Annotated in this window: 15 protein-coding genes and 1 riboswitch; of the genes, 11 read left to right on the top strand and 4 right to left on the bottom strand. The window is 62.8% G+C overall.

The window, feature by feature from the left end; all coding sequences use genetic code 11:
* Positions 1 to 399 precede the first annotated feature (399 nt).
* From J1G34_RS11950 to purM, 3 genes are read right to left on the bottom strand one after another with little or no spacing between them, the layout of a single operon-like run.
* Positions 400 to 1,113, bottom strand: a complete 714-nt coding sequence (locus J1G34_RS11950) for a DUF3108 domain-containing protein (RefSeq protein WP_065884494.1) — start codon at positions 1,111 to 1,113, stop codon at positions 400 to 402.
* Between the two features lie 8 nt (positions 1,114 to 1,121).
* Positions 1,122 to 1,772: a phosphoribosylglycinamide formyltransferase gene (gene purN / locus J1G34_RS11945; RefSeq protein WP_065896272.1), complete on the bottom strand. Its 651-nt coding sequence runs from the start codon at positions 1,770 to 1,772 to the stop codon at positions 1,122 to 1,124.
* 11 nt (positions 1,773 to 1,783) lie between these two features.
* Positions 1,784 to 2,842, bottom strand: coding sequence for a phosphoribosylformylglycinamidine cyclo-ligase (purM, locus tag J1G34_RS11940; RefSeq protein WP_122463485.1), 1,059 nt, complete (start codon positions 2,840 to 2,842; stop codon positions 1,784 to 1,786).
* 341 nt (positions 2,843 to 3,183) lie between these two features.
* Here purM and J1G34_RS11935 point away from each other — a divergent pair, with 341 nt between their 5' ends.
* From J1G34_RS11935 to J1G34_RS11915, 5 genes are all read left to right on the top strand, one after another.
* Positions 3,184 to 4,224 (top strand): DUF2066 domain-containing protein, encoded by a 1,041-nt coding sequence (locus J1G34_RS11935; protein ID WP_065892598.1) that lies wholly within the window; start codon positions 3,184 to 3,186, stop codon positions 4,222 to 4,224.
* Between the two features lie 68 nt (positions 4,225 to 4,292).
* Complete coding sequence (locus J1G34_RS11930) at positions 4,293 to 5,366, top strand: AI-2E family transporter (RefSeq protein ID WP_065884497.1); 1,074 nt, start codon at positions 4,293 to 4,295, stop codon at positions 5,364 to 5,366.
* A gap of 205 nt (positions 5,367 to 5,571) precedes the next feature.
* On the top strand, positions 5,572 to 6,276 hold the full coding sequence (gene hda / locus J1G34_RS11925) for a DnaA regulatory inactivator Hda (protein ID WP_065884498.1): 705 nt from the start codon (positions 5,572 to 5,574) through the stop codon (positions 6,274 to 6,276).
* Between the two features lie 212 nt (positions 6,277 to 6,488).
* Positions 6,489 to 7,118: a C40 family peptidase gene (locus tag J1G34_RS11920; RefSeq protein ID WP_065935530.1), complete on the top strand. Its 630-nt coding sequence runs from the start codon at positions 6,489 to 6,491 to the stop codon at positions 7,116 to 7,118.
* 144 nt (positions 7,119 to 7,262) lie between these two features.
* Entirely contained in the window at positions 7,263 to 7,802 is a 540-nt protein-coding gene (locus tag J1G34_RS11915; RefSeq protein ID WP_057721296.1) for a C40 family peptidase, read from the top strand.
* Positions 7,803 to 7,947: 145 nt separating this feature from the next.
* Here the strand turns inward: J1G34_RS11915 and J1G34_RS11910 are convergent, their stop codons facing one another.
* On the bottom strand, positions 7,948 to 9,261 hold the full coding sequence (locus tag J1G34_RS11910; RefSeq protein WP_065892595.1) for a PQQ-dependent sugar dehydrogenase: 1,314 nt from the start codon (positions 9,259 to 9,261) through the stop codon (positions 7,948 to 7,950).
* A gap of 99 nt (positions 9,262 to 9,360) precedes the next feature.
* A riboswitch (cobalamin riboswitch) is annotated at positions 9,361 to 9,618 on the top strand.
* A gap of 78 nt (positions 9,619 to 9,696) precedes the next feature.
* On the opposite strand from J1G34_RS11910, the gene cobO reads away from it, so the two are divergent.
* The 6 genes from cobO to J1G34_RS11880 are packed head-to-tail and all read left to right on the top strand — an operon-like array spanning position 9,697 to position 15,693.
* Positions 9,697 to 10,308 carry a cob(I)yrinic acid a,c-diamide adenosyltransferase gene (gene cobO, locus J1G34_RS11905; RefSeq protein WP_065884502.1) on the top strand — a complete coding sequence of 204 codons (612 nt, stop codon included), beginning with the start codon at positions 9,697 to 9,699 and terminating at the stop codon, positions 10,306 to 10,308.
* Positions 10,305 to 11,711: a cobyrinate a,c-diamide synthase gene (locus J1G34_RS11900; protein ID WP_222994097.1), complete on the top strand. Its 1,407-nt coding sequence runs from the start codon at positions 10,305 to 10,307 to the stop codon at positions 11,709 to 11,711. The genes cobO and J1G34_RS11900 overlap by 4 nt, the downstream gene beginning before the upstream one ends.
* Complete coding sequence (gene bluB, locus J1G34_RS11895) at positions 11,708 to 12,358, top strand: 5,6-dimethylbenzimidazole synthase (RefSeq protein ID WP_065895743.1); 651 nt, start codon at positions 11,708 to 11,710, stop codon at positions 12,356 to 12,358. Before J1G34_RS11900 ends, bluB begins: the two co-directional genes overlap by 4 nt.
* Entirely contained in the window at positions 12,355 to 13,263 is a 909-nt protein-coding gene (gene cbiB / locus J1G34_RS11890) for an adenosylcobinamide-phosphate synthase CbiB (protein ID WP_122562109.1), read from the top strand. Before bluB ends, cbiB begins: the two co-directional genes overlap by 4 nt.
* Positions 13,256 to 14,245 (top strand): threonine-phosphate decarboxylase CobD, encoded by a 990-nt coding sequence (gene cobD, locus J1G34_RS11885; protein ID WP_065895989.1) that lies wholly within the window; start codon positions 13,256 to 13,258, stop codon positions 14,243 to 14,245. Before cbiB ends, cobD begins: the two co-directional genes overlap by 8 nt.
* Positions 14,242 to 15,693 (top strand): cobyric acid synthase, encoded by a 1,452-nt coding sequence (locus J1G34_RS11880; protein WP_065892318.1) that lies wholly within the window; start codon positions 14,242 to 14,244, stop codon positions 15,691 to 15,693. The genes cobD and J1G34_RS11880 overlap by 4 nt, the downstream gene beginning before the upstream one ends.
* Positions 15,694 to 15,984: the final 291 nt, after the last annotated feature.

Genomic DNA, 15,984 nt, shown 5'->3' with positions numbered 1-15,984 from the left:
CCTGCGTTCGGGCACACCGAGCCTGGGCGAGGTGCCGAGTGGTGGGGCAAGAGCGTTTTGCTTACTTTTGCGCTTTTCAAAAGTGAGCCGCCGTAAGGGCGGAACCCTAAGTGGCCGTTACCGCAGAAACAGATATGTACTCGGTCTAATCCAACATCCTGGTCGGCCCAGAGGCCGCCATCGGGGGCAAGCCCCCTCCCACATTTGGACCGGGATCGACACCAACATCCTGGTCGGCCCAGAGGCCACCATCGGGAGCTAGCTCGCTCGCCACATGTCGGTGTCATATCAAAGCTGTGTAGATACCTATGCCCCAATGGGGCCAGAAGCTTCACAGCAAATACCCAGGCGAAAAAAAGCCCCGCATTCAGCGAGGCTCTTTTCAACTCATCAGGCCAATCAGCTACCTTTGACAGCCTTACCGTCAACAGTGCCATCCTGCAGCATGATGTTGTATTCCTTGCCATCCGTTTCAACCTGACGCAAGGCAACCAGAATGCCGCCCTGGTCTTTGGCAAACCACATCTGCGTGATGCGCTTGCTCTGGGAAGGGTCACGCACGCGTTCAACCTTGATCGCGTCGATGGCGCCCACCTTGGTCTGGACCTTTTCCGGGCCGATGACGCGGAAATCGTAGGTATCGACGTCAGTGCCTTCGGCCACTCGGTAGCTCATGCTTTTCTTGCCGGCCGCCACATCGCGCTGAAGCGCGAGTTGATAGGTGGACTTGTCGAGCATGCCGCTTTCGAGGGTGACGTTAACCGGGTCCTTGTTTTCAAAGCCGGTGATTTTCTTGGTTGCCTGGTCGAAATCCAGGTTGATCTTCTTCGCTTTGCCCAGGCCGCCGCGCTCGAAGCTGTAGCTCTTGGGTTGCAGGGTGTCCTTGTCGAACACGATCACGCTGGTTTCGGTCAGGCTGGCAATCATCATCGAGGCCTTGAAGTTCAAGGTCCACGTGCCGTCGCCGTTTTTGGTCAGGCTGCGTTCAGCCGAACCACTCATGGGCAGTTGCTTCCAGTCGGCGGTGTAGCTGACGGAGAAGGGGTGAAGGTCTGCCGCTTGCACAGCAGGCAGAGCGAACAGCGCAAAAGCGAAAAGCAGGGCGCGACGCATAAAATCTCCTAGGTTCGAATCAAGTGGCCGCTGGCCGCGAGTAACTGACCGTCCAATAATGCTCCCTGTTCACCAAGAATCAACCGACCCTCGACAAACCAGCGAACGGCCAGCGGGTAAATCCTGTGTTCCTGGGTGTGAACCCGTTGCGCAAGCGTCTGCGCCGAGTCGCCTGACTCTACCGGAACCACTGCCTGTACGACCAGAGGCCCGCCATCGAGTTCCTCGGTGACAAAGTGCACGGTGCAGCCATGCTCGCTGTCACCGGCATCGAGGGCGCGCTGATGGGTGTGCATGCCTTTGTACTTGGGCAGCAGGGACGGGTGGATATTGAGCAGGCGCCCTTCGTAATGGCGCACGAAATCGGCGCTGAGAATGCGCATGAAGCCGGCGAGCACCACCAGCTTGGGCTCGAAGGCGTCGATCAGTTCGATCAAGGCCTGGTCGAAGGCCTCGCGACCTTCGAACGCCTTGTGATCCAGCGAGCGGGTCTGGATACCCGCGTCCCTGGCACGTTGCAGGCCATAGGCGTCGCTGCGGTTGGAAATCACCGCAGCGATGCGCACCGGACTGTCGCCGGTCAGTGTGCTGTCGATCAGCGCCTGCAAGTTACTGCCGGTACCGGAAAGCAGCACCACGACATCACCTGTCGTGGGCATCCGCGCTTGCATCAATGGGCCTTGAGGTTCTTCAGTTCAACCTGGGCTGCGCCTTCGGCAGCCGTGGCGATCTGGCCGATGACCCAAGGGTGTTCGCCAGCTTCACGCAATACGTTCAGCGCGGTTTCAACGTGTTCCTGGGCCACGCAGATGACCATGCCCACGCCGCAGTTGAGCACGCGGTGCATCTCGGTTTCATTGACGTTGCCTTTCTCTTGCAGCCAGTCGAAGACTGCAGGGCGCTGCCAGCTGGCCACGTCGACAATCGCCTGGGCGCCTTTTGGCAGCACGCGTGGGATGTTGTCCAGCAAGCCGCCGCCGGTGATGTGGGCCATGGCCTTGACGGCGCCGGTGTCCTTGATCAGCTTGAGCAGTGGCTTGACGTAAATGCGCGTCGGGGCCATCAGCAGGTCGGTCAGTGGCTTGCCGTCGAGCTGGATGTTCTCGATGTCGGCGCCGGACACTTCGATGATCTTGCGGATCAGCGAGTAGCCGTTGGAGTGCGGGCCGGAGGATGGCAGGGCAAGCAACGCGTCGCCGGCAGCCACTTTGGAGCCGTCGATGATCTCGGCTTTTTCCACCACGCCGACGCAGAAGCCTGCCAGGTCGTAGTCTTCGCCTTCGTACATGCCTGGCATTTCAGCGGTTTCGCCGCCCACCAGGGAGCAACCCGACAGTTCGCAGCCGGCGCCGATGCCGGTGACCACCTGGGTCGCGGTCTCGACATTGAGCTTGCCGGTGGCGTAGTAGTCGAGGAAGAACAGCGGCTCGGCGCCGCATACCACCAGGTCGTTGACGCACATGGCAACCAGGTCGATGCCGATGCTGTCGTGCTTGTTCAGGTTCAGGGCAAGGCGCAGCTTGGTACCCACGCCGTCGGTGCCGGAGACCAGTACAGGCTGCTTGTAGCCGGCCGGGATTTCGCAGAGGGCGCCAAAACCGCCCAGGCCGCCCATGACTTCGGGGCGCGCAGTGCGCTTGGCGACGCTCTTGATGCGTTCGACCAATGCTTCACCGGCGTCGATGTCTACACCGGCGTCCTTGTAGCTCAGGGAGGGTTGCTTGCTCATGATCCAGGCCTTTAGGGGGGATTCAGGGGTAACGACCGAGCCGGCAGGCACTTTTGGTAAAAGGCCCAGCCGTTGACGGTCTGCGAAGGCGCGCGATTTTATCAGGCTTGAGGGGCAGCGGCCATCCTCGGGCCGACGGGCAGGGCATATGAGCTTAAAAAATCCGGAATCGGCGCGGTAATGCAGCGTATTAAGGTATAGCCTTGAACCCGCTATCGTTATGACAGTATGAAAACTTGCCGAGACCCGTGAATGTTTTACCGGTCGCTGTGTCACAGCTTTGCCAAACCGAGATCACGCGGTCTGTTCCAGCCGCTAAATTTGTCGTTCGGGAATCTTCCATGCGTCTGTGTAAATTCTTTTTTGTAGGCTGCTTGTCATTGGTCAGCCTGGCGAGTCATGCCGAAACCCTCAATGGCCTCTATCAAGTCCTCGAACCGGTCAGCAGCCAGTCGCCCCAAGAGCGCGACCAGGCCACCCAGCGCGCCGTGCAGACCCTGGTCATCCGCCTGACCGGCGATGCCAAGGCCGTCGAAGGCCCGGGCCTGGCGGCGATCCGCAAGGACCCGCAGCAAATCATCAGCCAATACGGCTACGACGCCGGCCCGCCGGAAAGCCTGCAAGTGGATTTCGACCCGGTCAGCACCGATCGCGCCTTGCGTGACGCCGGGTTGGCGATCTGGGGCAGCAATCGACCTTCGATCCTCGGTTGGTGGCTGAACGACTCGACCGACGGCAGCAGCCTGGTCGGCGACGGCCAGGCTGTGGCGCAGACGCTGCGCCGGGCGGCCCAGCACCGTGGCTTGCCGCTGCGCCTGCCGCTGGGTGACCTGGACGAACAGGTCGTCGCCACCGCGCCGAACCTGGAAAGCGCAGACGCCACGCCGCTGCGCGCCGCCTCCGAACGTTATGGCGCCGATGCGTTGCTGGCCGTGCATGCGCGCCAGGAGGGCAGCCAGTGGCAGGCCAAATGGCGTCTGTGGCTGGGCGACAAGACCGAGCAGGGCAGCGTCCAGGGGGCTGACACCGCCGCCGTCGCCGACGCCGTATTGCTCGCCGTCAGCCAGACGCTGGCACCGCGCTTTGCCGTCAAGCCGGGGGTCAGCTCCGAGCAGTTGCTTGAGGTGCAAGGCATGAACCTGGAGCGCTATGCCGCGCTGGGTCGGTTGCTTGAGCCCTTTGGTGGTCAGCCGCAGCGGGTGGAGGGCGATCGTATTGTGTATCGCGTCAATGGCAGCGCCGACCAGTTGCGCACCCAGTTGAGCCTGGCCAAATTGCAGGAAGTGCCGGCCGGTGAAGCTCCGGTCCAGCAACCGCCGGTCGACGGCGCACAACCGGCCGCCGCGCCTGAGCCTCAGGCGCAGTTACGTTTTCATTGGTAAATGAATAAGTGGGTAAGCGGTCTTCCTTCTATATAGAAGAGGGAAGCCAATAACAGAGGAAGTGGTTTATGGCGGATACGCGTCGTTGGGTGTGGCTTGGCGGGATTGTCCTGCTGTGCGTTTTTGTGTTCTTGCTGCATTCGATCCTGACGCCATTTCTGGTGGCGTTGTTGCTCGCCTATCTGTTCGATCCCGTGGTGGATCGCCTGGAGAAAGCCGGCCTGTCGCGAACCTGGGGTGTGATCGCGGTATTTGCCTTGTTTACCCTGATCATCACCGCGCTGGTGCTGGTGCTGGTGCCGATGCTGGCCAAGCAGCTGTATCGACTTTATGAGCTGGCGCCGCAGATGCTCGACTGGTTGCAGCACACGGCAATGCCGTGGGCCCAGGCCAAGCTGGGGCTGTCGGACGGGTTCTGGAAGTTCGACAAGGTCAAGGCGGCAATCAGTGAGCACATGGACAAGACCACCGATATCGTCAGTATGGTGCTCAGTCAGGCAACCGCTTCCAGCCTGGCGCTGATCGGCTGGCTGACCAACCTGGTGCTCATACCGGTGGTGGCGTTCTATCTGCTGCGTGACTGGGACATCATGATGGCCAAGATCCGCAGCCTGCTGCCGCGCGACCGCGAGGAACGTATCGTGTCCCTTGCCGGCGAGTGCCATGAAGTCCTGGGCGCGTTCGTCCGCGGGCAACTGCTGGTGATGCTGGCGCTGGGCATCATCTACGCCGCCGGCTTGATGGCGATCGGCCTTGAGCTGGGTCTGTTGATCGGCCTGATCGCCGGCCTGGCCGCGATCGTGCCGTACATGGGGTTCGTCATCGGTATCGGCGCGGCGCTGGTGGCGGGGCTGTTCCAGTTTGGCGGCGACCTGTACCCGATGCTCGGGATCGTCGCGGTATTCATGGTCGGTCAGGCGCTGGAAGGCATGGTATTGACGCCGCTGCTGGTAGGCGACCGCATCGGTCTGCATCCGGTGGCGGTGATCTTTGCGATCCTAGCGGGCGGTGAGCTGTTCGGCTTTACCGGCATCCTGCTGGCGCTGCCGGTGGCGGCGGTGATCATGGTGCTGGTGCGGCATGTTCACGACCTGTACAAGGATTCGGACGTGTACACAGGGGTTGAAGACCCCGATCTGTAATCGAGGTATCACAAACCCGGCGTATCGCCGGGTTTGTTGTTTATGGGGGCGGGGGCGTCAAACAATTCGCGTAAAACCAGCAGGTTAACGCAAACCTTTGATTTTGCTTATGGTCTGCTGCATTGTGCGCCCGGCGCCACGCGTATAAACTTTGCAAACTTTACACAGAGGCCACTCACGGTTCGATGGGAGCCGTTCAGTCAGCATGAAACCGATTCAGCTGCCCCTAGGTGTGCGTCTGCGTGACGACGCTACCTTTATCAATTACTACCCAGGCGCCAATGCCGCTGCACTCGGCTATGTCGAGCGCCTCTGCGAAGCCGACGCCGGGTGGACTGAAAGCCTGATCTATCTATGGGGCAAGCATGGCGTAGGGCGTACCCACTTGCTGCAGGCCGCGTGCCTGCGTTTCGAGCAGATGGGCGAACCGGCGGTCTACCTGCCTTTGGCCGAGCTGATGGACCATGGTGTGGGGATCTTCGACAACCTCGAACAATATGAACTGGTGTGCCTGGACGACTTGCAGGCTATTGCCGGCAAGGCGGATTGGGAGGAAGCGCTGTTTCATCTGTTCAACCGCCTGCGCGACAGCGGCCGGCGCCTGTTGATTGCCGCGTCCACCTCGCCGCGTGAACTGCCGGTGAAGCTGGCCGACCTCAAGTCGCGCCTGACGCTGGCGTTGATCTTCCAGATGCGCCCCCTGTCCGATGAGGACAAATTGCGCGCCCTGCAACTGCGCGCTTCGCGTCGCGGCCTGCACCTGACCGACGAGGTCGGGCATTTTATCCTCACCCGTGGCACGCGCAGCATGAGCGCCTTGTTCGATTTGCTCGAACAGCTCGACCAGGCCTCGTTGCAGGCCCAGCGCAAGCTCACCATTCCGTTCCTCAAGGAAACCCTCGGCTGGTAGCCAGCCCTTGTGTTTACAGGCTTTCGGCAAATTCCAGGCGCCAGAAAACCTGCGTTTGAGCCTATTAGGCTACGCAAAGGTCAGGTGTCAGGGATCAAGGCTTAGATGGCGTGGTCTAAGCAAGAAGTCACAAAGAACTCGATTGAATTTGCAAATCGATGTGATAGTGGGCATAGTCTCGGCTTCTTTACACATCAGCCACGGTCGTGCCCATGCTAAATCGCTTCGCACCCCTCGTGCCTCTCGCACTCGTTACCCTGTTGTTTGGTTGCGCCTCCCACCCTCAGCAGGTGGCAGAACAGCAAAAACCACAGGTTCAAAATCAGGCTAAATTCGTTGCTGCACAGTCTGCTTCTGTTTATGAAGAAGAGCTGGCAACCGAAAAAGAACTTGTCGACTTCTCCGGCAGCAAGCCTTACCAGCTTCCCGTTCTGGCCGACAGCATTCTCGAACGCGGCATGTCCCTGATCGGTACCCGTTACCGTTTCGGCGGCACCTCCGAGGCCGGTTTCGACTGCAGCGGTTTTATCGGCTACCTGTTTCGTGAAGAAGCCGGCATGAATCTGCCGCGCTCCACCCGCGAAATGATCAACGTGAAAGCACCGTTGGTCGCGCGCAACAACCTCAAGCCCGGTGATCTGCTTTTCTTCAGTACAGCCGGTCGCGGTCGTGTCAGTCACGCCGGTATCTACCTGGGCGATAACCAGTTTATCCACTCCAGCAGCCGCCGTAGCGGTGGGGTGCGGGTCGATAGCCTGGGCGACAGCTACTGGAGCAAAACCTTCATCGAAGCCAAGCGCGCACTCGCCATGGCCCCGTCGACGGTGACCGCCAGTAAGTAAAGTTAAAGTGATACTTGAAGTTTGACGCGTAAGCGCTAGAATCCCTGGACATTGTTGTAATCCGTTCGCGCGAGCCCTGCTTGCGCGTTCTGGTTTTCAGCGTTCGGCAGCGAAAGCCGCATCCAGACCAGGATTGTTCTGCACATGTCGACCTCGGCCCGCGTCATTCTGCTTGTTTGCGCCGCGCTTCTCAGCGCCTGCGCGAACCGTCCACCGCCGCCCGCGCCCGTCGCGGTCAAGCCCAAGCCGGTGTTCAACTATTCCACCCAGAATTTCTCGCCTGCCGCCGAAGACGTGCTTTTCCGCGCGCTGGGCCTGGTGGGCACGCCCTATCGTTGGGGCGGCAATACGCCGGACTCGGGGTTTGATTGCAGCGGCCTGATTGGCTTCGTCTATCGCGATGCGGCCGGTATTTCCCTGCCGCGTACCACCCGCGAACTGATCGTGATGCGCGCCCAGGACGTCAGCGAGCAAAACCTGCAAACCGGTGACCTGCTGTTCTTTGCCACCGGTGGGGGCTCGCGGGTGAGCCACGCCGGGATCTACGTCGGCGAGGGCCGTTTTGTGCACGCGCCGCAGACCGGCGGTACGGTGAAGCTTGATACCTTGTCCAAGGCGTATTGGCAGAATGCTTACCTGAGTGCCAAGCGCGTACTGCCGGCCAACCTGGCACGCAATCCCTGAGCCTGAGTTAGACATAGACCCGATTCAAATGTGGGAGGGGGCTTGCCCCCGATGAGGGAGGGTCAGTTGATAAATTTTCAGCTGACCCACCGCCATCGGGGGCAAGCCCCCTCCCACATTGGTTTTGTATCTGTCTCGGAAATATTTATTTGGCAGCAGACACCCGCCACACCTTGTTCCCCACATCATCCGCCACCAGCAAATCCCCTTGCTGATCGATCACCACGCCCACCGGCCGACCCATGGCGTTCTCATCTTTATCAAGGAACCCGGTCAGCACATCCACCGGTTTGCCCTTAGGCTGCCCACCCTCGAACGGCACGAAGATCACCTTGTAGCCACTGTGCGGCTTGCGATTCCACGAGCCGTGCTGGCCGATGAACGCACCGTTGCTGAACTGCGCAGGAAGTTTGTTGCCGGTGGCGAAGGTCAGTCCCAGCGACGCGGTATGCGGGCCGACCGCATAGTCCGGCGCAATGGCTTTGGCCACCAGTTGCGGGTTCTGCGGGGTGACGCGCGCATCCACATGTTGGCCGTAATAGCTGAAAGGCCAGCCGTAGAAGGCGCCGTCCTTGACCGAGGTGATGTAGTCCGGCACCAGGTCACTGCCGATCTCATCGCGTTCGTTCACCGCCGTCCACAGCTTGCCGCTCTGGGGTTCCCAGGCCATGCCGTTGGGGTTGCGCAGGCCGGAGGCGAAAATACGATGCTGGCCCGTGGCGCGGTCCACTTCCCAGATCGCCGCCCGGCCTTCTTCGGCTTCCAGGCCGTTCTCGCCGACGTTGCTGTTGGAGCCGACGCTCACATACAGCTTGCTGCCATCCTGGCTGGCCACCACGTTTTTGGTCCAGTGATGGTTGAGGCTGCCACCCGGCAAGTCGACGACCTTGGTGCCGGCCGCCTTGATCGCGGTTTCGCCAGGCTGATAGGGGAAGCGCAGCAACTTGTCCGAGTCGGCCACGTACAGGTCGTTGCCGACCAGGGCCATGCCGAACGGCGAGTTGAGGTTTTCCAGGAACACCGTGCGCGTTTCGGCGACGCCGTCGTGGTCGGCGTCGCGCAGCAGGGTGATGCGGTTCGGGCTCGGCACGCCTGCGCCGGCGCGGCCCATGACTTTTTCCATGACCCAGCCGCGCACCCCTTTGCTGTCATCCGGCTTGGGCGGTGCGTTGGTCTCGGCCACCAGTATGTCGCCGTTGGGCAACACATAGAGCCAGCGCGGATGCTCCAGGCCCTCGGCGAATGCAGTCACCTGCGTGCCGGCAGCGGCGGTGGGCCTGGCGCCGTCGGGCCAGCCGACAGCCGGCGCGATGTTCACGGTGGGGATCAGCGTCTTGTTCGGTTCCGGCAGCTTGGGCGAGGGCCCGGTGCCATCGGTCACCTGCAGCGTAGAGCTTTCTCCGCAGGCGGCGAGGGTGCCGGCCAGCATGATCAGTAAGGCGAGTCTGGTTTTATGCATGGTGTTCTCCTGAATACCTGTAAGGGTAGAGAAGCACATCACCTTGATGGTTCAAGTACAGGACCAGCTTTAATTGACGCTCCACCCCCAACCCACTAACCTTCGCGGCTTGTTCCAGGTGCTCTGTGGCGTGCGCGTCGACGGAGTGAAACAGGGAAGCCGGTGAGTGAGCGCACTTGTACACAGTGCTGCCGCAATTCCGGCGCTGCCCCCGCAACGGTAAATGAGTCAAGACGGCGCTGTTGGCCACTGTATCGCAGGCGATATGGGAAGGCGCGCCGTCGGCCTGCACGGTCTTTTTACACAGACTGAGCGCCACTCATGAGCCCGGAGACCGGCCTGAAGCATCCAACAGCATCACGGTGGGCGATGCTTGGCTGTCTGTTTTCTTTTTTCCTGCCCGCCGTTTTTGTCCAGCCCCAACGGAGAGCTGCCATGACCGATACCCCCGACCGCGACGAACGCCACCTGGCGCGCATGCTGCGTAAAAAAGCCGTGATCGATGAACGCATCGCCAATTCGCCCAATGAGTGCGGGTTGCTGCTGGTGCTGACCGGCAACGGCAAGGGCAAGAGCAGCTCGGCCTTCGGCATGCTGGCCCGGGCCATGGGCCATGGCATGCAGTGCGGCGTGGTGCAGTTCATCAAGGGCCGCAACAGTACCGGCGAGGAGATGTTCTTCCGCCGTTTCCCCGAGCAAGTGCGCTTCCATGTGATGGGCGAAGGTTTTACCTGGGAAACCCAGGATCGCCAGCGCGATATCGCCGCCGCCGAAGCGGCCTGGGCGGTGTCCAGGGCGATGCTGACTGACCCCTCCATCGGCCTGGTGGTGCTGGACGAGTTGAACATCGCCCTCAAGCACGGCTACCTCGACCTGGACCAGGTACTCGGCGACCTGCAAGCCCGTCCGCCGATGCAGCACGTGGTGGTGACCGGCCGGGGCGCCAAGCCTGAACTGATCGAAATGGCTGATACCGTCACCGACATGGGCATGCTCAAGCACGCGTTCCAGGCCGGTATCAAGGCCCAGAAAGGCGTCGAACTTTGAATCAGCCCCGTCATTGCCCGGCCGTATTGATTGCCGCACCGGCGTCCGGCCAGGGCAAAACCACCGTCACCGCCGCGTTGGCGCGTCTGCACCGCAACCTGGGGCGCAAGGTGCGCGTATTCAAATGCGGGCCGGACTTCCTTGACCCGATGATTCACGAACGCGCCAGCGGCGCGCCGGTCTATCAATTGGACATGTGGATGGTCGGCGAGCAGGAAAGTCGTCGCTTGTTGTGGGAAGCGGCGGGGGAGGCCGACCTGATCCTGATCGAGGGCGTGATGGGCCTGTTCGACGGCACCCCTTCCAGCGCCGACCTGGCGCGGCATTTCGGCGTGCCGGTGCTGGGCGTGATCGACGGCACGGCCATGGCGCAGACCTTCGGCGCGCTCGCCCTGGGCCTGGCACGCTACCAGACGGACCTGCCCTTCGCCGGGGTACTCGCCAACCGCGTCGGCACGCTGCGCCATGCGCAGTTGCTGGAGGGCAGCCTGACCGAGGGGTTGCGCTGGTACGGCGCGCTTTCGCGCGAAACCGGCATAGAGCTGCCCAGCCGGCACCTGGGCCTGGTGCAAGCCAGCGAACTGAATGACCTCGACGCGCGCCTGGACGCCGCCGCCCAAGCGCTGGGCAGCAGTTGCGAAGTGGCCGTGCCGCCGCCGGTAACGTTTGCCGCGCCCGCCGTCATCGCGGCCGAGCCGCTGCTCGCTGGGGTGCGCATTGCGGTAGCCCGTGACGAAGCCTTCGCCTTTACCTACGGCGCCAGCCTCGACCTGCTGCGGGCAATGGGCGCGCAGCTCACGTTCTTCTCGCCCCTTCACGATCATGCGTTGCCTGACGCCGACAGCCTGTACCTGCCGGGTGGCTACCCGGAATTGCATCACCTGGCGCTGGCGCAAAATACCGCGATGCTTGAGGCAATCCGCGCCCATCACGCCGCCGGCAAGCCATTGCTCGCCGAGTGTGGCGGCATGCTGTACCTGCTCGACTCGCTTACCGATGTCGACGGCAACCGCGCCGAACTGCTCGGCCTGCTGCAGGGCGATGCCGTGATGCAAAAGAAATTGGCGGCCCTGGCGCTGCAAAGCGTGGAGCTGCCCGAGGGCACGTTGCGCGGGCATACCTATCACCACTCCCTGACCAGCACTGAGTGGGAGCCGATCGCCCGCGGGCTCAGCCCCAATGGCGGGCGCGGGGCGGAGGCGGTGTATCGGCAGGGGCGGATGACGGCCTCCTATGTGCACTTTTACTTTCCGTCGAACCCGGCGGCGGTGGCCGCATTGTTTGCGCCAGGTCCCGACACCGCTATCGGGGGCAAGTCGAATCGTCGCACCGCCCCTCCCACAATTGACCGAGTTGAAACCCCATCCAATGTGGGAGGGGGCTTGCCCCCGATGAGGCCATGACTGACCACGCCTTCCCCGAGGCCGACCGCCAAGCCGTCTACCGCGCCATCGCCGAACGCCGCGACATGCGCCATTTCAGCGGTGGCAGCGTCGCGCCTGAATTACTGCAACGCCTGCTCCAGGCCGCCCACCAGGCGCCGAGCGTCGGCCTGATGCAGCCGTGGCGGTTTATCCGCATCAGCGACCGTCAATTGCGGGGCCGCATTCAACAACTGGTGGAAGAAGAACGCATCCGCACCGCCGAGGCCCTGGGCGAGCGTTCCGACGACTTCATGAAGCTCAAGGTCGAAGGCATCCACGACTGCGCCGAAGTGCTGGTGGCAGCACTGATGGACGATCGCGAGCGGCACATCTTTGGCCGGCGCACCTTGCCGGAAATGGACATGGCGTCCTTGTCCTGCGCGATCCAGAACCTGTGGCTGGCCGCCCGCGTCGAGGGCCTGGGCATGGGCTGGGTCTCGTTGTTCGAACCCCAGGCCCTGGCCGACCTGCTGGGGTTGCCGGCGGGCGCAAAACCCCTGGCGGTGCTGTGCCTGGGGCCGGTCGCCGCGTTCTATCCGGCACCGATGTTGCAACTCGAAGGCTGGACCGAACCTCGGCCATTGAGTGACATGCTGTATGAAAACCTGTGGGGAGTGAGTCAATGAGTGTGGCCTTGCTGTGTGTCGCCGCCGTGGCGCTGGATGCGCTGCTGGGCGAGCCCAGGCGCTGGCATCCGCTGGTGGCGTTCGGCAATTTTGCCGGGCGTATCGAGCAGCGTTTCAACACGGAGGGCCGTGGCTGGCGCAGCCATGGCGTGACCGCGTGGTTTATCGCGGTAGTGCCGCTGACCCTGCTCGCCACCGCATTATCCTGGGCGCCTTATATCGGTTGGGTGCTGGAAATCCTGGCGCTGTATTGCGCCCTGGGCATGCGCAGCCTGGGGGAGCATGTGATCCCGGTTGCCCAGGCCTTGCGCAGCGATGACCTGGAAGAGGCGCGCAAACGCGTGAGCTATCTGGTCAGCCGCCAGACCAGCGAGTTGGATCACACCGAGGTTGCCCGCGCCGCCACCGAGTCGGTGCTCGAAAACGGCAGCGACGCGGTGTTCGCCGCACTGTTCTGGTTTGTGGTCGCCGGCGTGCCGGGCGTGGTGCTCTATCGCCTGAGCAACACCCTTGACGCCATGTGGGGCTATCGCAACGAACGCTTTGAGCGCTTCGGCTGGGCGGCGGCGAAGATCGACGATGGGCTCAACTATATTCCTGCGCGTCTGGTGGCATTAACCTACGCGCTGCTGGGCAAGACGCGGCTGGCGCTCAGATGCTGGCGCACCCAGGGGCCGACCTGGGACAGCCCCAACGCCGGACCGGTGATGGCCGCTGGCGCCGGCGCGCTGGGCGTGGAACTGGGCGGCGCGGCGATCTATCACGGCGAGGTGCACCAGCGCCCGCCGTTGGGCGAAGGCCCGCCGGCCGACGCTGACGCCATCGACCGCGGCTGGCAACTGGTGCAGCGCGGCGTTTGGTTGTGGCTGCTGATCCTGTGCGCGGGGGCGCAATTTTATGCTTGAACATGGTGGTCGGCTGCGTAAGGCCGCAATTGAATACGGGATTGCCGAAGCGGATTGGCTCGATTTGTCCACTGGCCTGGCGCCCTGGCCGTGGCCGATCCCGGAGATTCCTGCGCGCGCCTGGGCGCGGTTACCCGAAGCCGATGACGGCCTGGAGAAAGTGGCCAGCGACTACTACGGCGCCGCCCAAGCGTTGCCGGTGCCAGGCTCCCAGGCCGCGATCCAGTTACTGCCGCGCCTGCGCCGTTCGGGCAAGGTCGGGGTGCTGTCGCCGTGTTATGCCGAGCACGCCGAGGCCTGGCGGCGTGCCGGTTATGTCGTACGCGAAGTGCAGGAGCAGGAAGTCGACTTCTTTCTCGACGGCCTCGACGTGCTGGTGGTGGTCAACCCCAATAACCCCACCGGCTTGAACCTGGCCCCTGAGCGCCTGCTCGACTGGCACGCGCGGCTGGCCCAGCGCGGCGGCTGGCTGGTGGTGGACGAGGCCTTCATGGATGTTACCCCGCACTTGAGCCTGGCCAGCCACACCCATCAGGTCGGCTTGATCGTGTTGCGCTCGTTTGGCAAGTTCTTCGGCCTGGCCGGGGTGCGCCTGGGTTTTGTGCTGGCCGAGCGCAAGTTGCTCAGGTTGTTGGCCGAACAGGTCGGGCCTTGGGCGGTCAGCGGGCCGACCCGGGTGATTGGCCAGCATTGCCTGAGCGACAGCGCCGGGCATGTCCGCCAGCGCACCCGTTGCCTTGAGACCGGCCAGCATTTGTTCGACCTGCTGCAGCGCCAGGGCTTTGAACCCCACGGGGGCTGCGCCCTGTTCCAGTGGCTGATCACACCGCACGCCGAACGCTTGCACGAATTCATGGCCCAGCGCGGCATCCTGCTGCGCCTGTTCGTGCACAACAGCAGCGTGCGTTTCGGCCTGCCTGGCAGCGAGGCCGATTGGCAGCGCCTCGAGACGGCCCTGGCCGCCTATAAGGAAGTGACATGACCACGCTGATGGTGCAGGGCACCACCTCCGATGCCGGTAAAAGCACGCTGGTGACCGCGCTGTGTCGCTGGCTGGTGCGCCAGGGGGTTCCGGTCGCACCGTTCAAGCCACAGAACATGGCGCTCAACAGCGCGGTGACCGCCGAAGGTGGCGAGATCGGCCGCGCCCAGGCCGTGCAGGCTCAGGCCGCCCACCTGGCGCCCCACACCGACATGAACCCGGTGTTGCTCAAGCCCAACAGCGACACCGGTTCCCAAGTGATCATCCATGGCCGCGCCGTGACCAGCATGAACGCGGTCGCCTACCACGACTACAAGGCCATCGCGATGCAGGCGGTGCTGGCCTCCCACACCCGGTTGAGCCAGGCCTATGCGGTGGTCATGGTCGAAGGCGCGGGCTCGCCGGCCGAAATCAACCTGCGCGCCAATGACATCGCCAATATGGGCTTCGCCGAGGCCGTGGACTGCCCGGTGCTGTTGATCGCCGATATCAATCGCGGCGGGGTGTTCGCCCATCTGGTCGGCACCCTGGAGTTGTTGTCCCCCAGCGAGCAGGCACGGGTACAGGGGTTCATCATCAACCGTTTTCGCGGTGATATCGCGCTGCTGCAACCGGGGCTCGATTGGCTGGAGGCGCGCACCGGCAAGCCGGTGGTGGGCGTGCTGCCCTATGTGATGGACCTGCACCTGGAGGCCGAGGACGGTATCGACCAGCGCCAGATCGACAAGGCTGCCCAGGTGCTCAAGGTGGTGGTGCCGGTGCTGCCGCGCATCAGCAACCACACGGATTTCGATCCGCTGCGCCTGCATCCCCAGGTGGACCTGCAATTCGTCGGGCCGGGCCAGCCGATCCCGGCTGCCGACCTGATCATCCTGCCGGGGTCGAAAAGTGTGCGCAGTGATCTGGCGTATTTGCGTGCCAATGGCTGGGATACGGCCGTGGCGCGGCATTTGCGTTATGGCGGCAAGGTGCTGGGCATTTGTGGCGGGTTGCAGATGCTCGGCGAGCATGTGCATGACCCGCTCGGTCTGGAAGGAGCCGCCGGCTCCAGCGACGGGTTGGGGCTGCTGGCGTTCAGTACCACGCTTGCGCAGGAGAAGCAGCTGCGCAATGTGCGCGGACGGTTGCTGCTGGAGGATGCCGAGGTCAGTGGGTATGAGATCCATGCGGGGGTGACGAGCGGCGGGGCGCTGTCGAATGCCGCTGTGCGGCTTGATGATGGGCGCAGTGACGGTGCGCAGAGTGCCGATGGGCAGATTCTCGGGACGTACCTGCATGGCTTGTTCGAAACCCCGGCCGCGTGCAGTGCGTTGTTGCGCTGGGCGGGGTTGCAGGAGGTGCAGGAAGTGGATTATCACGCGCTGCGTGAGCGGGATATCGAGCGGTTGGCGGATTTGGTGGAGCACCATCTGGATACGGACTTGTTGCGCAGACTGTGCGGGCTTTGACGGTGTGTACGCGGACAGAATGTGGGAGGGGGCTTGCTCCCGATGGCGGCCTCTGGGCCGACCAGGATGTTGGATTGGACCGAGTACATATCCGTTTCTGCGGTAACGGCTGCTTAGGGTTCCGCCCTTACGGCGGCTCACTTTTGAAAAGCGCAAAAGTAAGCAAAACGCTCTTGCCCCACCACTCGGCACCTCGCTTAGGCTCGGTGTGCCAGCGTGGTTTAACGGGGCGCCTAAGATCAAGATCAAGAGCGACTCGCTGCGCACCGCCCCTCCCACATTGTTCGGTGG

The organism is Pseudomonas sp. Wu6 (genome assembly GCF_019891515.1).
GTDB lineage: Bacteria > Pseudomonadota > Gammaproteobacteria > Pseudomonadales > Pseudomonadaceae > Aquipseudomonas > Aquipseudomonas orientalis_A.
The sequence above is the reverse complement of the archived record's forward strand: the minus strand, read 5'-3'. Positions and strand labels throughout refer to the sequence as shown.

Coding starts and splice junctions, on each gene's coding strand:
- cobO (WP_065884502.1), top strand. CDS start 9,697: ATGACCGATACCCCCGACCGCGACGAACGCCACCTGGCGCGCATGCTG.
- J1G34_RS11930 (WP_065884497.1), top strand. CDS start 4,293: ATGGCGGATACGCGTCGTTGGGTGTGGCTTGGCGGGATTGTCCTGCTG.
- cbiB (WP_122562109.1), top strand. CDS start 12,355: ATGAGTGTGGCCTTGCTGTGTGTCGCCGCCGTGGCGCTGGATGCGCTG.
- bluB (WP_065895743.1), top strand. CDS start 11,708: ATGACTGACCACGCCTTCCCCGAGGCCGACCGCCAAGCCGTCTACCGC.
- J1G34_RS11950 (WP_065884494.1), bottom strand. CDS start 1,113: ATGCGTCGCGCCCTGCTTTTCGCTTTTGCGCTGTTCGCTCTGCCTGCT.
- purN (WP_065896272.1), bottom strand. CDS start 1,772: ATGCCCACGACAGGTGATGTCGTGGTGCTGCTTTCCGGTACCGGCAGT.
- J1G34_RS11935 (WP_065892598.1), top strand. CDS start 3,184: ATGCGTCTGTGTAAATTCTTTTTTGTAGGCTGCTTGTCATTGGTCAGC.
- J1G34_RS11880 (WP_065892318.1), top strand. CDS start 14,242: ATGACCACGCTGATGGTGCAGGGCACCACCTCCGATGCCGGTAAAAGC.
- cobD (WP_065895989.1), top strand. CDS start 13,256: ATGCTTGAACATGGTGGTCGGCTGCGTAAGGCCGCAATTGAATACGGG.
- purM (WP_122463485.1), bottom strand. CDS start 2,842: ATGAGCAAGCAACCCTCCCTGAGCTACAAGGACGCCGGTGTAGACATC.
- J1G34_RS11910 (WP_065892595.1), bottom strand. CDS start 9,261: ATGCATAAAACCAGACTCGCCTTACTGATCATGCTGGCCGGCACCCTC.
- hda (WP_065884498.1), top strand. CDS start 5,572: ATGAAACCGATTCAGCTGCCCCTAGGTGTGCGTCTGCGTGACGACGCT.
- J1G34_RS11920 (WP_065935530.1), top strand. CDS start 6,489: ATGCTAAATCGCTTCGCACCCCTCGTGCCTCTCGCACTCGTTACCCTG.
- J1G34_RS11915 (WP_057721296.1), top strand. CDS start 7,263: ATGTCGACCTCGGCCCGCGTCATTCTGCTTGTTTGCGCCGCGCTTCTC.